Here is a 15,459-nt window from a genome sequence, read left to right as displayed (position 1 = left end):
GGATTGGACCATCGATGACGCGGGCTGAAGCACCGCGCTACGGTTTATCTTAGAATTTCCGGCCGCGGGCCTGGATTATCTTCAAGTGCTGAGCCTGCACCTTGCCGCGTTGGAACTTGTTGGCAGCTAGTTCGTTGACGGTGTCCCAATCTTCTTCATTGGGTGTGAATTCTTCCCATTGTTCGAAGCGTCCAGCCTGACGATGGAAGGTGAGTTTGTTGCCGAAAATTCGAGCTTCGATCTTTAGCTTGCCCAATTCTGGGTCTCGTTTGTTCCATCCGATAGGTCTTGGCATCGAGGGATTTGAGCGCGGTTGTTCGAGCGGGCTCAATGCCAAAATTAGGTACCCAAACTCGGAATACAAAAAAGCGGCCCCCGAGAAGGGAGCCGCTTTGAAAGTTTTGAGCGTTAACTCTTGGATCGAGGCCCGACTTAGTCGGTTGGAACTTCCGCGATCGTCTTGAGAACGCGAGAGCAGATCTGGTATGGGTCGCCTTGTGAGTTTGGACGGCGATCTTCGAGGTAACCCTTGTAAGCGTCGTCCTTAACGAAGCTGTGTGGAACGCGGATAGAAGCGCCACGGTCAGCAACACCCCAAGAGAACTTGTCGATAGACTGTGTTTCGTGGAGACCTGTGAGACGCATGTGGTTGTCTGGACCGTAAGCAGCGATGTGCTCGTCCTTGTTCTTTTCGAACGCGTCCATGAGCTTGAGGAAGTACTCCTTGCCGCCAACCTCACGGAGGTGCTTGGTGGAGAAGTTACAGTGCATGCCGGAACCATTCCAGTCACCTTGGAAAGGCTTACAGTGCCACTCTACGTCGATCTCGTACTTTTCGCAGAGACGGAGAAGGAGGTAACGAGCGATCCAGATGTCGTCCGCGCAGTTCTTGGAACCCTTGGCGAAAACCTGGAATTCCCACTGGCCCTTAGCAACCTCGGCATTGATGCCTTCGTGGTTGATGCCAGCTGCGAGACAGAGGTCGAGGTGTTCTTCAACGATTTCACGAGCGATGCTGCCAACGTTTGCGAAGCCAACGCCTGTGTAGTACTCACCCTGTGGGGATGGGTAACCGTCTTCTGGCCAACCGAGTGGGCGACCGTCTTGGAAAAGGAAGTACTCCTGCTCGAGTCCGAACCAAGTGTCCTCGTCGTCGACGATGGTAGCACGGTGGTTGGATGGGTGTGGAGTAACGCCGTCTGGCATCATTACCTCACACATTACGAGGTAAGAGTTTTCGCCACGAGCAGCGTCTGGGTAGAATGCAACTGGCTTTAGAACGCAGTCAGAGCTGCTGCCTTCAGCCTGCTGTGTGGAGCTACCGTCGAAGCCCCAAAGAGGGAGGTCTTCAATGCTCTCAGGAGCTGAGTCGCCGAGGCGGGTCTTACCACGAAGATTTGGCACAGGCGTGTAGCCGTCGAGCCAGATGTATTCGAACTTATATTTAGCCATAGATTGTTGATTATCTTAATAGGGTTTGGAAAGTCCCGATTCTGCTTGGCAATTCCGAAGGAGTGGCGCCGCCAATGGGACGGGTGACGAAATCAGCAAAAGGCGCGCCTACTTTCAATCAATTTTACTTTTCACTTCCAAAATATCGAAGTGACTCACACTTTCTTGGTGAAAGCTCAAAAACGATCATGCAAGAGATCAAAGATACGCAGAGGGCTGAGGTCAGGATTGGCTTCGACGGCCGCGTGCACAAAAAATACAAAGGCCAGCTCGCGAAGGAGCGTTATGAAAACGAGGTTCGCGTGCTGAAATATCTGGAGGCCAAGGGGTGCGAGTTCGTGCCGAAGCTTCTAGAGGAGCATCCGGAGCAGCTCTATATCGTGACGACCAACTGCGGAGCGATCGTGCAGAAGATGAGCCCGGAGAAGGAGAAGGCGGTTTTCGATGAGTTGGAGTCCTATGGCGTGCGACACGATGACGCGTTTATGCGAAACATCACCTACAGCGCTCATATCGGCCGGTTTTGTGTGATCGATTTTGAGTTCGCGGTGATTCTTGAGAGCGGGCAAGGGCTGACGATCAAGGAGGCGGAAGAGGCTCGAGAGGGAGATTATGAGCGAAAAGGCGATGACTGATAGCGACGACGATCACGAAGAGCTAGCTCTCAGCTGGTCCGGGCTCACTCATCCGGGCCGATTCCGCAAGAACAACGAGGATGCCTTCCGGGCTCTGACATTTAACGCCGAAGGGCTGCAGTATCTAGGCAAGACTGGTTTAGAGAGCATGAAGCGGGGAGATTTCGTTTTTGCGGTGAGCGATGGCATGGGAGGAGCGAACGCGGGTGAGTTTGCCAGCCAGATCGCTGTGCAAAAGATTTCCGAACTTCTGCCTAAAACCTTCAAGTTGGCCATCTATGGCATGGAGCGAGGGTTTAGCGACATATTGATCGAGCTTTTCCAGCGTATCCACAAGGAGATGACGGAGATGTCGATCTACTACGAGGAATGTCGCGGTATGGGGGCGACGCTTAGTTTAGGCTGGTTTTCTCCGGGGTGGATGCACTTTTGCCATATTGGTGATAGTCGCATCTACTACCTGCCCAAAGATGGCGGCAGCAAACAGATCACCGAAGATCATACGCATGTAGGCTGGCTGTTCCGGACTGGAAAGATCAACGAGAGACAGGCGAGAACCCATGCTGAGCGGAATATGCTGCAACAGGTTCTCGGTGGTAAGTGCTTGAAGATCGATCCGCAGGTGGGATCGGTAGGGGTAGAGCCGGGGGATCGGTTTGTTTTTTGTTCGGATGGCGTTAACGACGGGATTTGGGATCGCCGGATTGAAGAGCTTGTCCGAAATCCGCCTGCCCGTTTTGCTCAGCTTGAGCCAGCGGATAGGCTTGTGCAGGATGCTATGGAAGAGTCTGGGCGAGACAACATTACCGCGCTCGTGGTGGAGGTTCAGTAGTTGCGATGAAGAAAGTGGAAGTTTTTGGCAGCAAGCTCTGCCCGTATTGTCTTCAGGCGAAGGCGTTTTTGAACAAGCATAAGATTGCTTTCCATTGGAAGGAGGTCGCAATGGTTGCGGGGGTGAAGCTGCCGACCTCCAATTTCAAGGAGATGAAGCGTCGCTCCAAGGGCGAGACAACCGTTCCTCAGATTTTCGTGGATGGGAAGCACTATGGAGACGAGGATACGCTGGCAGATGACGAGCGTAAGGGCCGTTTGGATACTGTGTTTCGGTAGTCGGTAGCGCGGTGCTTTAGCCCGCGTCCGTACCGTTTAAAATTACGCGGACTGAAGCATCGCGCTACGGCTATGAAAAAGCCGCTCCCATTTCTGGAAGCGGCTTTGAAATTTGGATACGTCTTTCGATCGATTAGCGGACGATCATTTGGTCGACGGTCTTGCCGGCTGGGATCATTGGCAAAACGTGTTCGTCGTATGGCGTGATGACGTCGAGTACGAAGGCTTCGTCGCTGTCGAGCATCTCTTGGATCGCGTCCTTGAGCTCGCTCTTCTTGTGGACGCGGCGACCCGGGAGTCCGAATCCTTCAGCGATTTTGACGTAGTCTGGGTAGAGTCCTCCGAGATTCTCGGGAGTTCCGATGTTGCTTTCGTCGCCGAGGATGGTGTTGCCGCGAACGCTGTTGTAGAAACGGTCTTCCCACTGAACAACCATGCCAAGGTGCTGGTTGTTGAGGATCATCGCCTTGGCCGCGATCTTTTCGATCTTAGCGGTAGCGAGTTCCTGAACGTTCATTGCGAATGAGCCGTCACCATCGATGTCGATGACTTCGCGATCTGGAGCGGCAACCTTTGCTCCGAGAGCGGATGGGTAACCGTAGCCCATGGAGCCGAGTCCGAGAGAGGAGATAAGGCTGCGTGGGTGGTTGAAGTCGTAGAACTGAGCGGCGAACATCTGGTGCTGGCCAACTCCGGTTGTGATGATGGCCTCGCCCTTGGTGAGCTCCATGAGGACCTCGACTGCGTGTTGAGGTACGATGTGCTCGCTCTCGTTGTAAGAGAATGGGTAGTCACGTTTCCACTCTGCGCACTGGTCGCGCCAGGCTTGGATCTCTGGCGCTTTGAAGCCCTTTTGATCCATGAGCTCGAGCATGCGGCCGAGGGCGTGCTTGATGTCGGAAACGATTGGGTGGTGGACGATCTTGTTCTTGTTGTGCTCGGATGGGTCGACGTCGATGTGGACGATTTCGGCCTGCGGAGCGAACTTGGTTACATCACCCGTGATACGGTCGTCGAAGCGAGCGCCAAAAGTGAGGAGGAGGTCGGATTGGTGAACTGCCCAGTTGCCGAATGCGGAACCGTGCATACCGAACCATTTGAGAGAGAGCTCGTGGGTTTCTGGGAACGAGCCGGCCCCCATGAGAGTCGAGGCGACAGGGATGCCTGCACGTTCAGCGAATTGGGTGAGCTCCTTGTGGGCTTCTGCGGATACGACGCCACCGCCGAAGTAGATCACAGGGCGCTTGGAGTCTTCTATTCTGCGAAGAACGTTTTCGAGTTCTTGGTCGGAAGCCTTAGCTGGCATCTTTGACTCGCGGTAAGGAACGTCTTCGTCGCTTGGCCAAACGGGAGAAACGAGGGCCTGCTGAACGTCCTTTGGAATGTCGACTACGACTGGGCCGGGGCGGCCGGTGGTAGCGATCTTGAAGGCTTCCTTGATGATGCGTGGCAGGTCGTTTACGTCGAGCACGAGGTAGCTGTGCTTTACGACCGGGAGGGTCATTCCGAAGAAGTCGGTTTCCTGGAACGCTGCCTTGCCGATGAACTTGGAGTAAACCTGACCGGTGATGCAAACGAGCGGGGTGCTGTCCATGAATGCGTCTGCGATCGCGGTCATGAGGTTGGTCGCACCGGGACCTGAAGTCGCCATACAAACACCAGCCTTGCCGGTGACGCGGGCGTATCCCTCTGCGGCGAAGGAACCGCCTTGCTCGTGACGAGGGAGGATGGTGCGGATGTCGTCCTTACGCTTGGCGAGGGACTGGTGCATTTCGAGTGACGCGCCGCCGGGGTAGGCGAAAATAACGTCGACGCCTTCGCGTATCAGGGACTCGACTACGACGTCGGCACCATTCATCTCTTGGCTTTGCGTAGCCGTTGCGGAAGACGATTCGAGGTCTGTTTTTGCGCTCATTGTTGTTTTCTTGGAAACGGTGTTCAGGAAAGGGATACGTTTAGGAAGCAGCTTCGTTGATGGGGACGATTTTTCCGTCTGCCAAATCGTTCTCGGTTACGCCCATGTTGCGGAAGCGTTGATAGCGTTGTTCGATGCGCTCTTCGGGAGTCAACTTCTTGAGTTCCTCGAGTTGGGCTTCGATTTCCTTTTTAAGATTTGCTGCAGCCTCGTCTGGGTCTGCGTGGGCTCCGCCAACGGGTTCGGCGACGACCTTGTCGACGATACCGAGCTCGTGGATTTCTGCGGCGCCGAACTTGAGGGCTTGGGCTGCTTGCGGGGCTTTTGCGCGGTCCTTCCAGAGGATAGCGGCGCAGCCTTCAGGGGAGATGACGGAGTAGTAGGCGTTTTCCAAGATCATGATCTTGTTCGCCACTGCGATGCCGAGCGCTCCGCCGGATCCGCCTTCGCCAATGACTGTAGAGATGATTGGGCATCCCATTTGGCTCATTTCGCGGAGGTTGACCGCGATGGCTTCTGACACGTGACGTTCTTCGGAGGCGACGCCTGGGTAGGCTCCTTGAGTGTCGACGAAAGTGATGATCGGCAGGTCGAATCTGTCCGCCATTTTCATGAGGCGGAGGGCTTTGCGGTAACCTTCCGGGTAAGGGCTGCCGAAGTTGTGCTTGAGCTTCTCGCGGGTGGTGCGGCCCTTGTGTTGGGCGATGACCATCACGGATTCGCCGTTGAGAAACGCGGTTCCGCCAATGATAGCGCGATCATCGCGGAAGGCGCGGTCGCCGTGGAGCTCTTGGAACCCTGTGAAAATACGCTCGATGTAATCGTAGGCGTAAGGGCGTTGCGGATGGCGAGCGAGCTGGACGCGCTGCCAAGGCGTGAGGTTTGAGTAGATGGACTTCTTCGTGTCAGAGATCTTCTGCTCGATGGCTTTGATCTCTTTCGACAAGTCGATGTTGTTCTCGGCGGACAGCTGGTGCAGTTGCTCCATCTGTTCGATTAGGCCGCGAAGCGGCTGTTCGAAGTCTAGCGAATAGTTGTTGTCCATAGGCCTGTCCGGTGAAAAGGGGTGGAATGTGGGTGTTATCTCGCCAATGTCGAGGATTTATGGAAAGTGTGCCAGTTGCTTATGCTGGAGCGGTTTCGCTCTCAGGTGAGATCGGAATCCGAGGGTGCGACCTCAGGGTTTGTGAGCTGTTCCTTCCAGCTGGCCATGCGGGCTTGGGCTCCGAAGTGCTCGGCCTTCTCTTTTGAGCCCTTTTCGAGCCAAATGCGTGAGAGGCTGGTGTTTACAAATAGATCGTCCGGTTTGAGATCATGGGCCTGTTCGGCGGCCTCAAGCGCTTCGTCGTAGCGTTTTTCGGAGTAAAAAATCTCGCAGAGGGCGTGCCAGCCTTCGAAGGCGTCGGGCTGTTCGGCGAGAGCGGCCTGCAATTTGGCGATGCCTGATTCGGCGTCTCCCATGGTGAAGTCGAAGGTGGCGTCTTCGACGATATTGGTGATCGTTGCTTTTTGGAATTCGCCCATAGAAGAGGTGTTTTGTTCAGAAAAACGCGCGGAGAGTACACGATTGGGGAACGCTTGTCAAAGGATGAGCATCGCGTCGCCGTAGCTGAGGAAGCGATATTCGAGGGAAATCGCTTCTGCGTAAATCTCTTTTAACCAATCAATTCCATCTGTTTTCCCCGGTGCTAGAAAAGAGGATACAAGACAGAGAAGGGTGGAGTTTGGCTGGTGGAAGTTGGTGATGAGAGCGTCTACGCCTTGGAATTGACGGGGCGGGTAGATGAAGATGTCTGCCTCGCCGGTGAATTGGCCGGGGGTGATGGAATCGGACTTGGCGAGGTAGTCCTCGACGCTACGTACGCTGGTGGTGCCGACGCAGACGCGGCGACGGCCCTGAGGCGTGCGGATGGCGTTTTGGGTGTTTTCGGAGATTTCGTAGATTTCTCGGTGAATCTCGTGGTCTTCGATATTCTCGGTCTGCAGGGGCTTGAAAGTGCCCATGCCGACGTGAAGGACGAGATCGTGGAATCGAGCGCCTTTTTGGGTGAGCGTGTCGACGATTTCGGGCGTGAAGTGGAGCCCGGCTGTGGGCGCGGCGGCGGCCACTGCTTTTTCGCCGGAGGCGTAGATGGTTTGGTAGCGCTCTTTGTCGGAGGCGTCGCGTTGGTCCGATTTTTCGCGTGAAATGTAGGGAGGGAGGGGCATTTTGCCGAGGTCTTCGGCGAGGGCGGGAACCGAGCTGTGGTGCTGGAGGGAGAATCGTACTCGGTACTCCGCCTTTTCCTCGTTTTTGTCCACGACTTCAGCGGAGAAGTAGCCCTCTCGCGAGAAGCTTGCGCCGGGGTTGAGGCGTTTGCCGGGGCGAAGGAGTGTCCACCATTCGAGACCGTCGTTGGAAGCGGGGCGGAGAAGCAGGCACTCGGCGGCGCCGCCTGAGGGGCGTTGGGCGAAGAGGCGGGCAGGGAGGACTCGAGCGTTGTTGCGAAAGAGGGTGTCGTTTTCGCCGAGGTATTCGGGGAGATCTGAGAATGTGCGATGCTCGATGCGGCGCTCTTGGCGGTGGACGACTAGGAGTCGGGAGGCGTCGCGAGCCGCGGCTGGCTCTTGGGCGATGCGTTCTTCGGGAAGGTGGTAGTTGAAGAGGGAGCTTTGCATTGTGTGGGAATTGACTGTCCTGACCTAGGGCCTCTGTTCCAAATAACGAGCAAATGCGGTCGCAAGAAAGATCAAGTGCATGCTGGAGCAAGCGAATTCGCATTCCTTGAGGGGCAGACGAAGCTAGAAGGTTTACTGAGGATGATGTCATTGGGCCTTATAGATTTGCTGAGCCGTTGAGTCTGGTGGTCAGTTGGCTTTAGTAATCCGGAAGGAAGGGGGAGCTGTATGCGAATCGGGATTCGTTTGGGGAAGGTCGTTGTTTTCGTGTTGTTGCTCTTCCTGACGTTGAAATTAACTTCATCGCCTGATTGTGAGTTTACTCGTAGTATTCGGGAGGCGATACGAGCGTACAATGAGCATGGACGTGAAGCTTTGCCCGAATTGTCGTCTTCGGAGATAGAGCGACTCTTGAGGGGGCAGGTCGTCAAGGTCCGCTCTCGCCTGAGGGCGGGAGAGCTCGAGGAGTACGCGGGGGAGTTTTTCCATCGGGTGGCAGGTTTCTATATCGTCGAGCGGAGCCAGCGTGACGTTTGGTTGGCTGCTATCGACCCGCATCTTTGGCAAAATGATCTGAATACGGGCTATCGGATCTTTTCCGATGGAAAGGGAGGTTGTCGGAGGTACCAGCATCTCGCGTTGCCGTGGCCGATCGCCGACCGGCATTGGGTGATCGATTTGAGCTTGGGAGTGGAGCTTGCCGAGGCTTCCAATGGGACTGTCTGGGAGTATTCCTGGAACCTGGCGCCAGATGGCGAAGCTATCGCTCAGGAGATTGTCGGCGACGGGAAGGTGGCTGGGCTTTGTTTGAAGGATCTGGAGGGGGCTATTTTTCTTCCTCTCGACTTTGGGGGATGGATTGCCGTGGCTTTGTCGCCGACCCGGACGTTGCTCATCTATCATGTGGCGACCGATGTCGGTGGGCGGATTCCTGACTGCTGGATCGCTCTTTACGCCATGTCGCAGCTCGATGCTATGTTGCGCGAGGTGGGCGAACTCTCTTTGCGTGCAGGTGAGCACTATCGAGAAGGCCACGAGCTTATCTGGGATGGATTGGGGCGCCCGTTACCGAAAATCGGGGATGGAGGAGCTTGAAGAGGAGGGGGCGTTTCCTCTGGGCACAAAAAAACGACCTTCGGCGGTCGCTTGGAGATTGAAAATGGTGGTAGGAACAGGATTGGTTGGGCTTTGCCCAAGTCCTTTGGACCTTCGCTTCGCGAATCCCTTCTCCGCTTCGCTCCGTCGAACCTTTCGGTTCTCATCCTGTTCCGCGAGGCGTTCCTTGTGTCTGGGCACAAAAAAAACGACCTACGACGGTCGCTTGGAAAATAAAAATGGTGGTAGGAACAGGATTCGAACCTGTGTAGGGTTTCCCCAGCAGATTTACAGTCTGCCCTCGTTGGCCGCTTGAGTATCCTACCGACCGGTGAAAGGTCGCCTAGAGTCCTCGTTTTGTTTCAAAGATCAAGTGTAAATTTGAGAAAATTTTCGTTCGGATTTCATGTCGAATTTTGGCCTAGAGCAGACCTGCTTCTTGAAAGCTGTAATAGCCTTGCTGGCGTGGGTCGTGTTGTTGGGAGCCGCAGATGACATGGTCGAGCAGGTCGATTCCGATGATCTTTGCGGATTCTCTTAGTTGGCGAGTTACTTTGATATCCGCGGCGCTGGGGGCGGGGTCGCCGCTGGGGTGGTTGTGCACGCAGATTACCGCTGAAGCTCCTTGCCGGATGGCCTCGCGGAAAACTTCCCTAGGGTGGACGAGGCTGTTGCTGGCTGTGCCTGAACTGACTTCGGTCCTGCGTAGCAGGCGGTTTTTGCGGTTGAGGCTAAGGGTCCAGAATTTCTCGACCTGAAGACTGTCGCTGTGGGTTTGCATGTGCTGGAAGACGAGATCGGGGCTATCGAGGATGGGCTCTTTCGAGGGGGATCGATCACGGACTCGTCTGCAGATCTCGATGATGGTGAGAAGTTGGAGGGCTTTGACTTTGCCGATGCCCTTAATGTTACGGAACTCGGCATCGCTCCAGTTTAGGAGGCCGTTGAGGGAGCCGCCGGCTCGAAGGATCTCGGAGGCGACGCTTAGGACATTTCGCCCTTTGCTGCCGCTGCGCAGGATCATGGCGATGAGTTCTGTATCGCTGAGGCTTTGGGCTCCGAGGGATTCTAGGCGTTCTTGAGGGCGTTCGCTGACGGATAGGTCGGCGAGCCTAGGTGTGAGGTAGGTCGAAGGGGGCATACGGGATAGAGTTGGTGGACGGAAGGTAACAGATTTCCGTTGGGGCAAGTAGAGTCGAGTAGGTGGGGGAATTCAAGCTATTGGTTGACCACCCTAGGAGCACAAAAAAGCACGGTCTTTTGGACCGTGCTTGGAAAGGTTTGGGATGTCTCGGCTCGAAGCCTAGTTGAAGCGGCGGACGTAACCGTCGCGGCGGAGGCGTTCGAGGAATTTGGCTTCCGCTTCACGGGCCATGCTAGAGATGAGAATGTCCTCGATGTCTTCGCGTACCTCTGGGAGTGGCAGGTAGCCTTCGGGGCGATGTTCTTCGCAGTAGAGGATGAAGAGGTTGTTCTTGATTATGACTGGTTCGCTGAAGTCGCCTTCCTGAAGAGCGAAGGCAGGCTCGCTGAGTTGCTCGATCAAGGAGCCGCGGGTAACCCAGCCCCAGTCGCCGCCTTTCTTGGCTTTGGAATCGTTGCTGTACTTGGAGGCGAGTTCGTCGAATGCGAATCCGAGCTCTAGCTTTTCGTAGATCTCGTCGGCTCTTTGGGTGAGTAGCTCTTCTGTCTCGTCGGCGAGTTTGGTGAGGCGGATGAGGCGGAGGTGGAGGGCTTCCTCTTGGAAGAACTCTTCCTTGTACTCTTCGTAGAATGACTCGATGCGGTTCGGGCTAACGATGGAGGCCGATTTACGCATCTTGCTGCGCATGTAGTTCACTATGATCTCTTCCTTGATCATCACGCGGTGCTCGTCTGGCGTCTTGCCGATCGATTTGAGGTAATCGAGGTAGAGGGAGCGTTTGCCTTCGAACTTGGTGATGATGGTTTCCTCGATTTCGTTGTCTACGAAGCTGGGGGGGATCTGGCCTTTGTCCTCGTAGAATTGCTTCACGATGAGGACGTTATCGGTGAGGTTTTGGATGATCTCGGACTCCATGTCCTCGATGAGCTGACGGAATTTCATGGGGTCGCCCTTCGAGTCTGCCTGGATTTGCGGCAGGTATGGCTCGAGCTCGCGACGCACTTCGTCGACGGTGATGATTTTTTCCTCGGCGATGGCGGCGATGCTGTTGGCGAGGCGTGCTCCCTTTGGCGTCTTGTTTTGGGCTAAGCCAAGGGCGAGGGGAAGGGAAAGGGCAATGAGTAGGGTCGCTTTTTTTATCATGTGACGTGGGATCGGCGGGTGCCTAAGAGCGATGGCTAGGTAAATTATTTAAGAAGACAAGGATTTCGTGTAATCGCTTCAAGGCATTATTGGCGTTCAAGCGGGGGAATCGGCTTCCGAGCTTAATGTAGTCCGACTCTCGTCCTTTGTAAATGCGGCACTTCAGACGGTTCCCTTGTGACTCGACTGAGTGTATGCTCTTTTGTTCCGCGAGGCAGCGAATTTCGGTGAGACGTAGAAGCGCTTCAACCTCGACGGGGAATTTTCCGAATCGGTCGGTGATGGCTTCGCGAAGTTCGCGGACTTCTTTGGGGCTGCCGGCGAGGGCGAGGCGGCGGTAGAGGTCGATACGAAGCCGGGTTTCGGTGATGAAGTCTGCGGGGATGCGGGCTTGGATGGGTTCGCAGTCGCCTTCTTTAAGATCGAGGCGCTTTAGAACGGTGTAGCCGTCTTCGTGGCGATTTGCTGCCTGCATGTTGCCTTCGCCTTGGTAGACGAAATCGAGCTTAACGTTGGCTCGGATCTGGGTGGCGGTGGCATCGCCTTTCAGTCGGGCGACGCTTTGCTTAAGGAGTTGGCAATAGAGTTCGAAGCCGACGCCGACGATGTGTCCGGACTGTTCGCTGCCGAGAAGGTTGCCGGCCCCGCGGAGCTCTAGGTCGCGCATGGCGAGGCGGAAGCCTGCTCCGAGCTGGTTGTGCTGTCGGATGGCGGCGAGGCGTTTGCGAGCCACGTCCATGAGCCGCTTATGTTTGTGTAGCAGTAGGTAGGCGTAGGCTTGGCGTTTGAAGCGCCCTACGCGGCCGCGGAGCTGATAGAGTTGCGAGAGTCCGAATCGATCCGCGCCTTCGATGATGATGGTGTTGCAGTTCGGGATATCGAGGCCGGATTCGATAATGGTAGTGCAAACGAGGACTTGGTATTTCTGGTTTACGAAATCCAGCATGACCCGCTCGAGTTTCTTCTCTTCCATTTGTCCGTGTCCTACGCCGATGGATACTTCGGGGAGCATCGCTTTGAGTCTGGCCGCGACGGATTCGATGGTTTGTACGCGGTTGTGCAGGTAGAATACTTGCCCGCCGCGAGCGAGTTCTCGTCGGATGACTTCGGAGACGAGGGCGTCGTCGTAGCTTTTGACGATCGTTTGGATGGGCTTTCGTTCGACAGGGGCGGTTTCGATCACGCTAAGCTCGCGGGCTCCGGTTAGGGCCATGTAAAGCGTGCGAGGAATGGGGGTCGCGGACATGGTGAGTATGTCCACGGTGGATCTCCATTCTTTGAATACCTCTTTGTGTTTGAGGCCGAAGCGTTGTTCTTCGTCGATGACGACGAGCCCGAGGTCTTTGAAGGAGACGTCTTTTTGAAGAATTCGGTGGGTTCCTACTAGAATGTCGACTTTTCCGGCGGCGGTCGATTGCAGGATCTTCTTTATTTCGGCTGGCTTGCGAAAGCGGCTGACGGTTTCGACGACGATTGGGTAGCCAGCCATCCGGTCGCGAAAATTGAGAAAGTGCTGCTGAGCAAGGACAGTGGTAGGGACGAGGATGGCGACCTGTTTGCCGTCCATGACCGACTTGAAGGCGGCGCGGATGGCGACTTCGGTTTTTCCGAATCCGACATCGCCGCAGATGAGTCGGTCCATCGGAGTGGCTTTCTCCATGTCGCCTTTGGACTCGTTGATCGCCTTTAGCTGGTCTGGCGTTTCCTTGAAGGGGAAAGAGCCTTCGAACTCAATTTGCCATTCGGAATCTGCTGCAAAGGCGTGCCCTCCGCCGCTGTCTCGTTTTGCTTGGAGCTCGAGGAGTTTGGCGGCGAGGTCCAAGGTGGCTCGTTCGGCGGCTTCGCGCGTTTTGCCCCAGCGGTTGGTGCCGATCTTTCCGAGTTTTGGTCGGGTCTTGGAGATGCCGACGTAGCGACTGATGAGGTGTGACTCCTGGAGGGGGATGTGCAGTACAACGTCGTCGTCGAACTCGAGAGAGAGAACCTCTCTCATTTGGCCTTGCATATCCACTTTTGTAATACCTCGGTAGAGGGCGATACCGTGCTGAAGGTGGACGACGAACTCTCCATCCACGAGTTCGGCGAAATCGAGTAGCTGGTCTACTTGGGACTGACTGACTAGGGCTTTGGAACGTGTGGGCGGCTTGCGGCCGCGACGTCTACCGAATAGCTCGGTTTCGGTAATGAATACGCATCCTTTGGATTTTTCGAGGAAGGGCCAGTCTAGCTTGCCTAGTTTGGGGCGGAAGTGGATGCGAAAGCCTTGGTTTTGATCGCCTTGCCAGAACAGGAATTTGATTTTTTTTAGCTCTGTTGAGTTGTCGATGAGCTCCTGGATCCGGTTTTTGTCGCTCTCGTTGGGGAGGGCGATTATGATCTGCTCGCCTGCGGCACTCCAATGTGCGACCTGTTCCAGGAATTGGATACGGGCGGATTGCTCATCGGCCAAGCGTTCGTCGGCGAGTTTCGCATTGTCGGGAAGAGGGCGGTAGAAGCTGAGCGATTCCGCTTCGAAGGTAACGCTCTTGCAGTTCTGGGAGTCGTTTGACTCGAGATCGAGGTCTGAGAAGGTCGCCCACTCGTCGTCTGTTTGGGAACGAAGGTTTTTTAGTTGGACCCAAGATTTTCCGAGGTTGTGGGAATGCTCTTGTTCGAGAGGAGAGTCGAATGTTTCGAGGAGTTGTTCCGGTTCGATGAGTCCCCATGCCACGTTTTCGGGGAGATGCTCGCTGAAGCCGTTTTTCGCGACTTTCAGCTCTAGGGTGGGAGAGGCATCTATTTGAAGTTCGCTTACGGCTTCCCCGGAGCGTTGGGTGACAGGATCGAGTTCTTTGATGGCGTCGATTTCGTCGCCGAAAAAGTCTAAGCGGTAGGGCTTGTCTGCCGAAATCGGATACACGTCGATCAAGCCGCCACGGCGGGCGAATTGGCCGGGCGCTTCGCAGAGCCCTTCGCTATCGTAGTCGAGGGCTTCTAGGGTTTGGATGAGTTTTTCGAACTCGAATTCCGAGCCGGATTTGAGGGTGATTTGAGAGTCAGCCAGTTCGGACGCCGCTGGGACCGCTTGGGCAATGGCTTTGGGGGTGGTCGTTATTACGAGCGGCGAATCGGTTTGGCGAATCGCAGCTAGGGTGGCGATTCGTTCGCTTCCTGTTTCAAATCGTTCGACGGGGCTATCTTCATCATCTCGAAGGTCCGACTCTTCTGGGTAGTAGAGGAAGCGAGTTCTCGTTTCAGAGGTTCGAATCTGGCTTTGGAAATAGGAAAGGTCGGCTGAGAGTTGTTCCGCTAGGCGAGCGTTTTTTATAACGATGATGCTGAGCCGTGCCTGCTTTTTGTGTATCCAGTTTTCTACAACAGGTGCGACGGCTTCTTCGCTCACTCCAATCAGCTGCTCCCAGCTGTCGAGTCCGTGGGGGAGTAGAATGGAGTTTGAGTCTGCGGAGGTATCGTGCACAGAGGGGGTACGATAGCGAGGGGCGAACTATTGCGGGGGAGAGCGCTTAGGCTACTGCTTTTTCTGCAGTTTGGCGATGGCTTGAAGGGCGGCTTTCTCGGCGGCCTCCTTTTTGGTTTTTCCTTTGCCGGTGCCGAGTTTGTCATCGTTGCAGTAGACGGCTATCTCGAAGGTGCGGTTGTGGGCTTCGCCTGTTTGGGAGACCGTATCGTAGCGAAGGGCGTGGTTTCCGTGGACGGGCTGGATGAGCTCTTGCAGCTTGCCCTTGGGGTTCGATATCTCGCCCTTGGCGGTTGGGGCGGTATCGAGGTAGTTGTAAAGGCCGAGCACGATCTTGCGGGCGGTATCGAAGTCGGAATCGAGGTAGAGGGCGCCCACGAGGGATTCGAAGGCGTCTCCTAGCGCGGAGTCGCCTTCTGCCACGCCTGCTTGCCGATCCTTCGGCTTGAGGATGAGGTAGTCGCCCAGTTTCAGCTCGCGAGCGATGTTGGCCATGAAATCGCCTCTGGCATAGCCCGAGCGGATTGCGGTGAGCTTACCTTCCCGGTGCCGTGGGTATTTCTCGTAGAGTTTTTCGGTTAGGACGAGCTGAATGACTGAGTCCCCGAGGAACTCGAGTCTCTGGTTGTTCTTTAGCTGGTCCTTGGTGTTGAGCAGGAACGACGGGTGGGTGAGGGACTGGTGTAGCAGACCCTTGTTGGTGAAGGTGTAGCCGAGCTTGCTTTCGAGCTTGCGGACTTTGGCGGCGGGTACCTCCGCCGCATTCGCGCTTTTGCGGGCAGCTTTTTTGTCAGTATCCTTGGATACGGACTTTATGAGGCGTTTCAGCTTGGAGGCGACCACTGCTAAA

Annotated in this window: 14 protein-coding genes and 1 tRNA gene; 4 read left to right on the top strand and 11 right to left on the bottom strand. The window is 55.4% G+C overall.

Features of this window, described 5'->3' with window-relative positions; genetic code table 11:
* Window positions 1-49 precede the first annotated feature (49 nt).
* On the bottom strand, window positions 50-295 hold the full coding sequence (locus JIN87_RS21495; RefSeq protein ID WP_200357686.1) for a hypothetical protein: 246 nt from the start codon (window positions 293-295) through the stop codon (window positions 50-52).
* 137 nt (window positions 296-432) lie between these two features.
* Window positions 433-1,452, bottom strand: coding sequence for a glutamine synthetase beta-grasp domain-containing protein (locus tag JIN87_RS21490; RefSeq protein ID WP_200357685.1), 1,020 nt, complete (start codon window positions 1,450-1,452; stop codon window positions 433-435).
* Between the two features lie 188 nt (window positions 1,453-1,640).
* On the opposite strand from JIN87_RS21490, the gene JIN87_RS21485 reads away from it, so the two are divergent.
* The 3 genes from JIN87_RS21485 to JIN87_RS21475 are packed head-to-tail and all read left to right on the top strand — an operon-like array spanning window position 1,641 to window position 3,197.
* Entirely contained in the window at window positions 1,641-2,087 is a 447-nt protein-coding gene (locus JIN87_RS21485) for a protein kinase family protein (RefSeq protein ID WP_200357684.1), read from the top strand.
* A complete protein-coding gene (locus JIN87_RS21480) occupies window positions 2,065-2,919 on the top strand; it encodes a PP2C family protein-serine/threonine phosphatase (protein ID WP_200357683.1) in 855 nt (284 codons plus the stop codon). Before JIN87_RS21485 ends, JIN87_RS21480 begins: the two co-directional genes overlap by 23 nt.
* A gap of 5 nt (window positions 2,920-2,924) precedes the next feature.
* The gene (locus tag JIN87_RS21475; RefSeq protein ID WP_200357682.1) at window positions 2,925-3,197 is read left to right on the top strand and encodes a glutaredoxin domain-containing protein; all 273 of its coding nucleotides are present in this window, start codon (window positions 2,925-2,927) and stop codon (window positions 3,195-3,197) included.
* A gap of 133 nt (window positions 3,198-3,330) precedes the next feature.
* Here JIN87_RS21475 and ilvB read toward each other — a convergent pair whose 3' ends face one another.
* The 4 genes from ilvB to queA form a co-directional block, all read right to left on the bottom strand.
* Entirely contained in the window at window positions 3,331-5,112 is a 1,782-nt protein-coding gene (gene ilvB, locus JIN87_RS21470; RefSeq protein ID WP_200357681.1) for a biosynthetic-type acetolactate synthase large subunit, read from the bottom strand.
* Window positions 5,113-5,152: 40 nt separating this feature from the next.
* Entirely contained in the window at window positions 5,153-6,157 is a 1,005-nt protein-coding gene (locus JIN87_RS21465) for an acetyl-CoA carboxylase carboxyltransferase subunit alpha (RefSeq protein WP_200357680.1), read from the bottom strand.
* Between the two features lie 101 nt (window positions 6,158-6,258).
* Window positions 6,259-6,636: a tetratricopeptide repeat protein gene (locus JIN87_RS21460; RefSeq protein ID WP_200357679.1), complete on the bottom strand. Its 378-nt coding sequence runs from the start codon at window positions 6,634-6,636 to the stop codon at window positions 6,259-6,261.
* A gap of 57 nt (window positions 6,637-6,693) precedes the next feature.
* On the bottom strand, window positions 6,694-7,770 hold the full coding sequence (queA, locus tag JIN87_RS21455) for a tRNA preQ1(34) S-adenosylmethionine ribosyltransferase-isomerase QueA (protein ID WP_200357678.1): 1,077 nt from the start codon (window positions 7,768-7,770) through the stop codon (window positions 6,694-6,696).
* Between the two features lie 228 nt (window positions 7,771-7,998).
* On the opposite strand from queA, the gene JIN87_RS21450 reads away from it, so the two are divergent.
* Window positions 7,999-8,865, top strand: coding sequence for an SRPBCC family protein (locus tag JIN87_RS21450; protein WP_200357677.1), 867 nt, complete (start codon window positions 7,999-8,001; stop codon window positions 8,863-8,865).
* Window positions 8,866-9,105: 240 nt separating this feature from the next.
* On the opposite strand, the gene JIN87_RS21445 is transcribed toward JIN87_RS21450, so the two are convergent.
* The 5 genes from JIN87_RS21445 to rnc all read right to left on the bottom strand — a co-directional run bounded on the left by JIN87_RS21445 (window position 9,106) and on the right by rnc (window position 15,452).
* A tRNA-Tyr gene (locus JIN87_RS21445) sits at window positions 9,106-9,191 on the bottom strand.
* Between the two features lie 95 nt (window positions 9,192-9,286).
* The gene (gene radC / locus JIN87_RS21440; RefSeq protein ID WP_200357676.1) at window positions 9,287-10,006 is read right to left on the bottom strand and encodes a RadC family protein; all 720 of its coding nucleotides are present in this window, start codon (window positions 10,004-10,006) and stop codon (window positions 9,287-9,289) included.
* Window positions 10,007-10,168: 162 nt separating this feature from the next.
* Window positions 10,169-11,152, bottom strand: coding sequence for a peptidylprolyl isomerase (locus tag JIN87_RS21435; protein WP_200357675.1), 984 nt, complete (start codon window positions 11,150-11,152; stop codon window positions 10,169-10,171).
* A gap of 22 nt (window positions 11,153-11,174) precedes the next feature.
* Window positions 11,175-14,609, bottom strand: a complete 3,435-nt coding sequence (gene mfd / locus JIN87_RS21430; protein ID WP_200357674.1) for a transcription-repair coupling factor — start codon at window positions 14,607-14,609, stop codon at window positions 11,175-11,177.
* Between the two features lie 51 nt (window positions 14,610-14,660).
* Complete coding sequence (gene rnc / locus JIN87_RS21425; protein ID WP_200357673.1) at window positions 14,661-15,452, bottom strand: ribonuclease III; 792 nt, start codon at window positions 15,450-15,452, stop codon at window positions 14,661-14,663.
* Window positions 15,453-15,459: the final 7 nt, after the last annotated feature.

This window comes from Pelagicoccus mobilis (assembly GCF_016595505.1).
Lineage (GTDB): Bacteria > Verrucomicrobiota > Verrucomicrobiia > Opitutales > Opitutaceae > Pelagicoccus > Pelagicoccus mobilis.
This window is presented reverse-complemented; position numbering and strand designations above follow the sequence as displayed.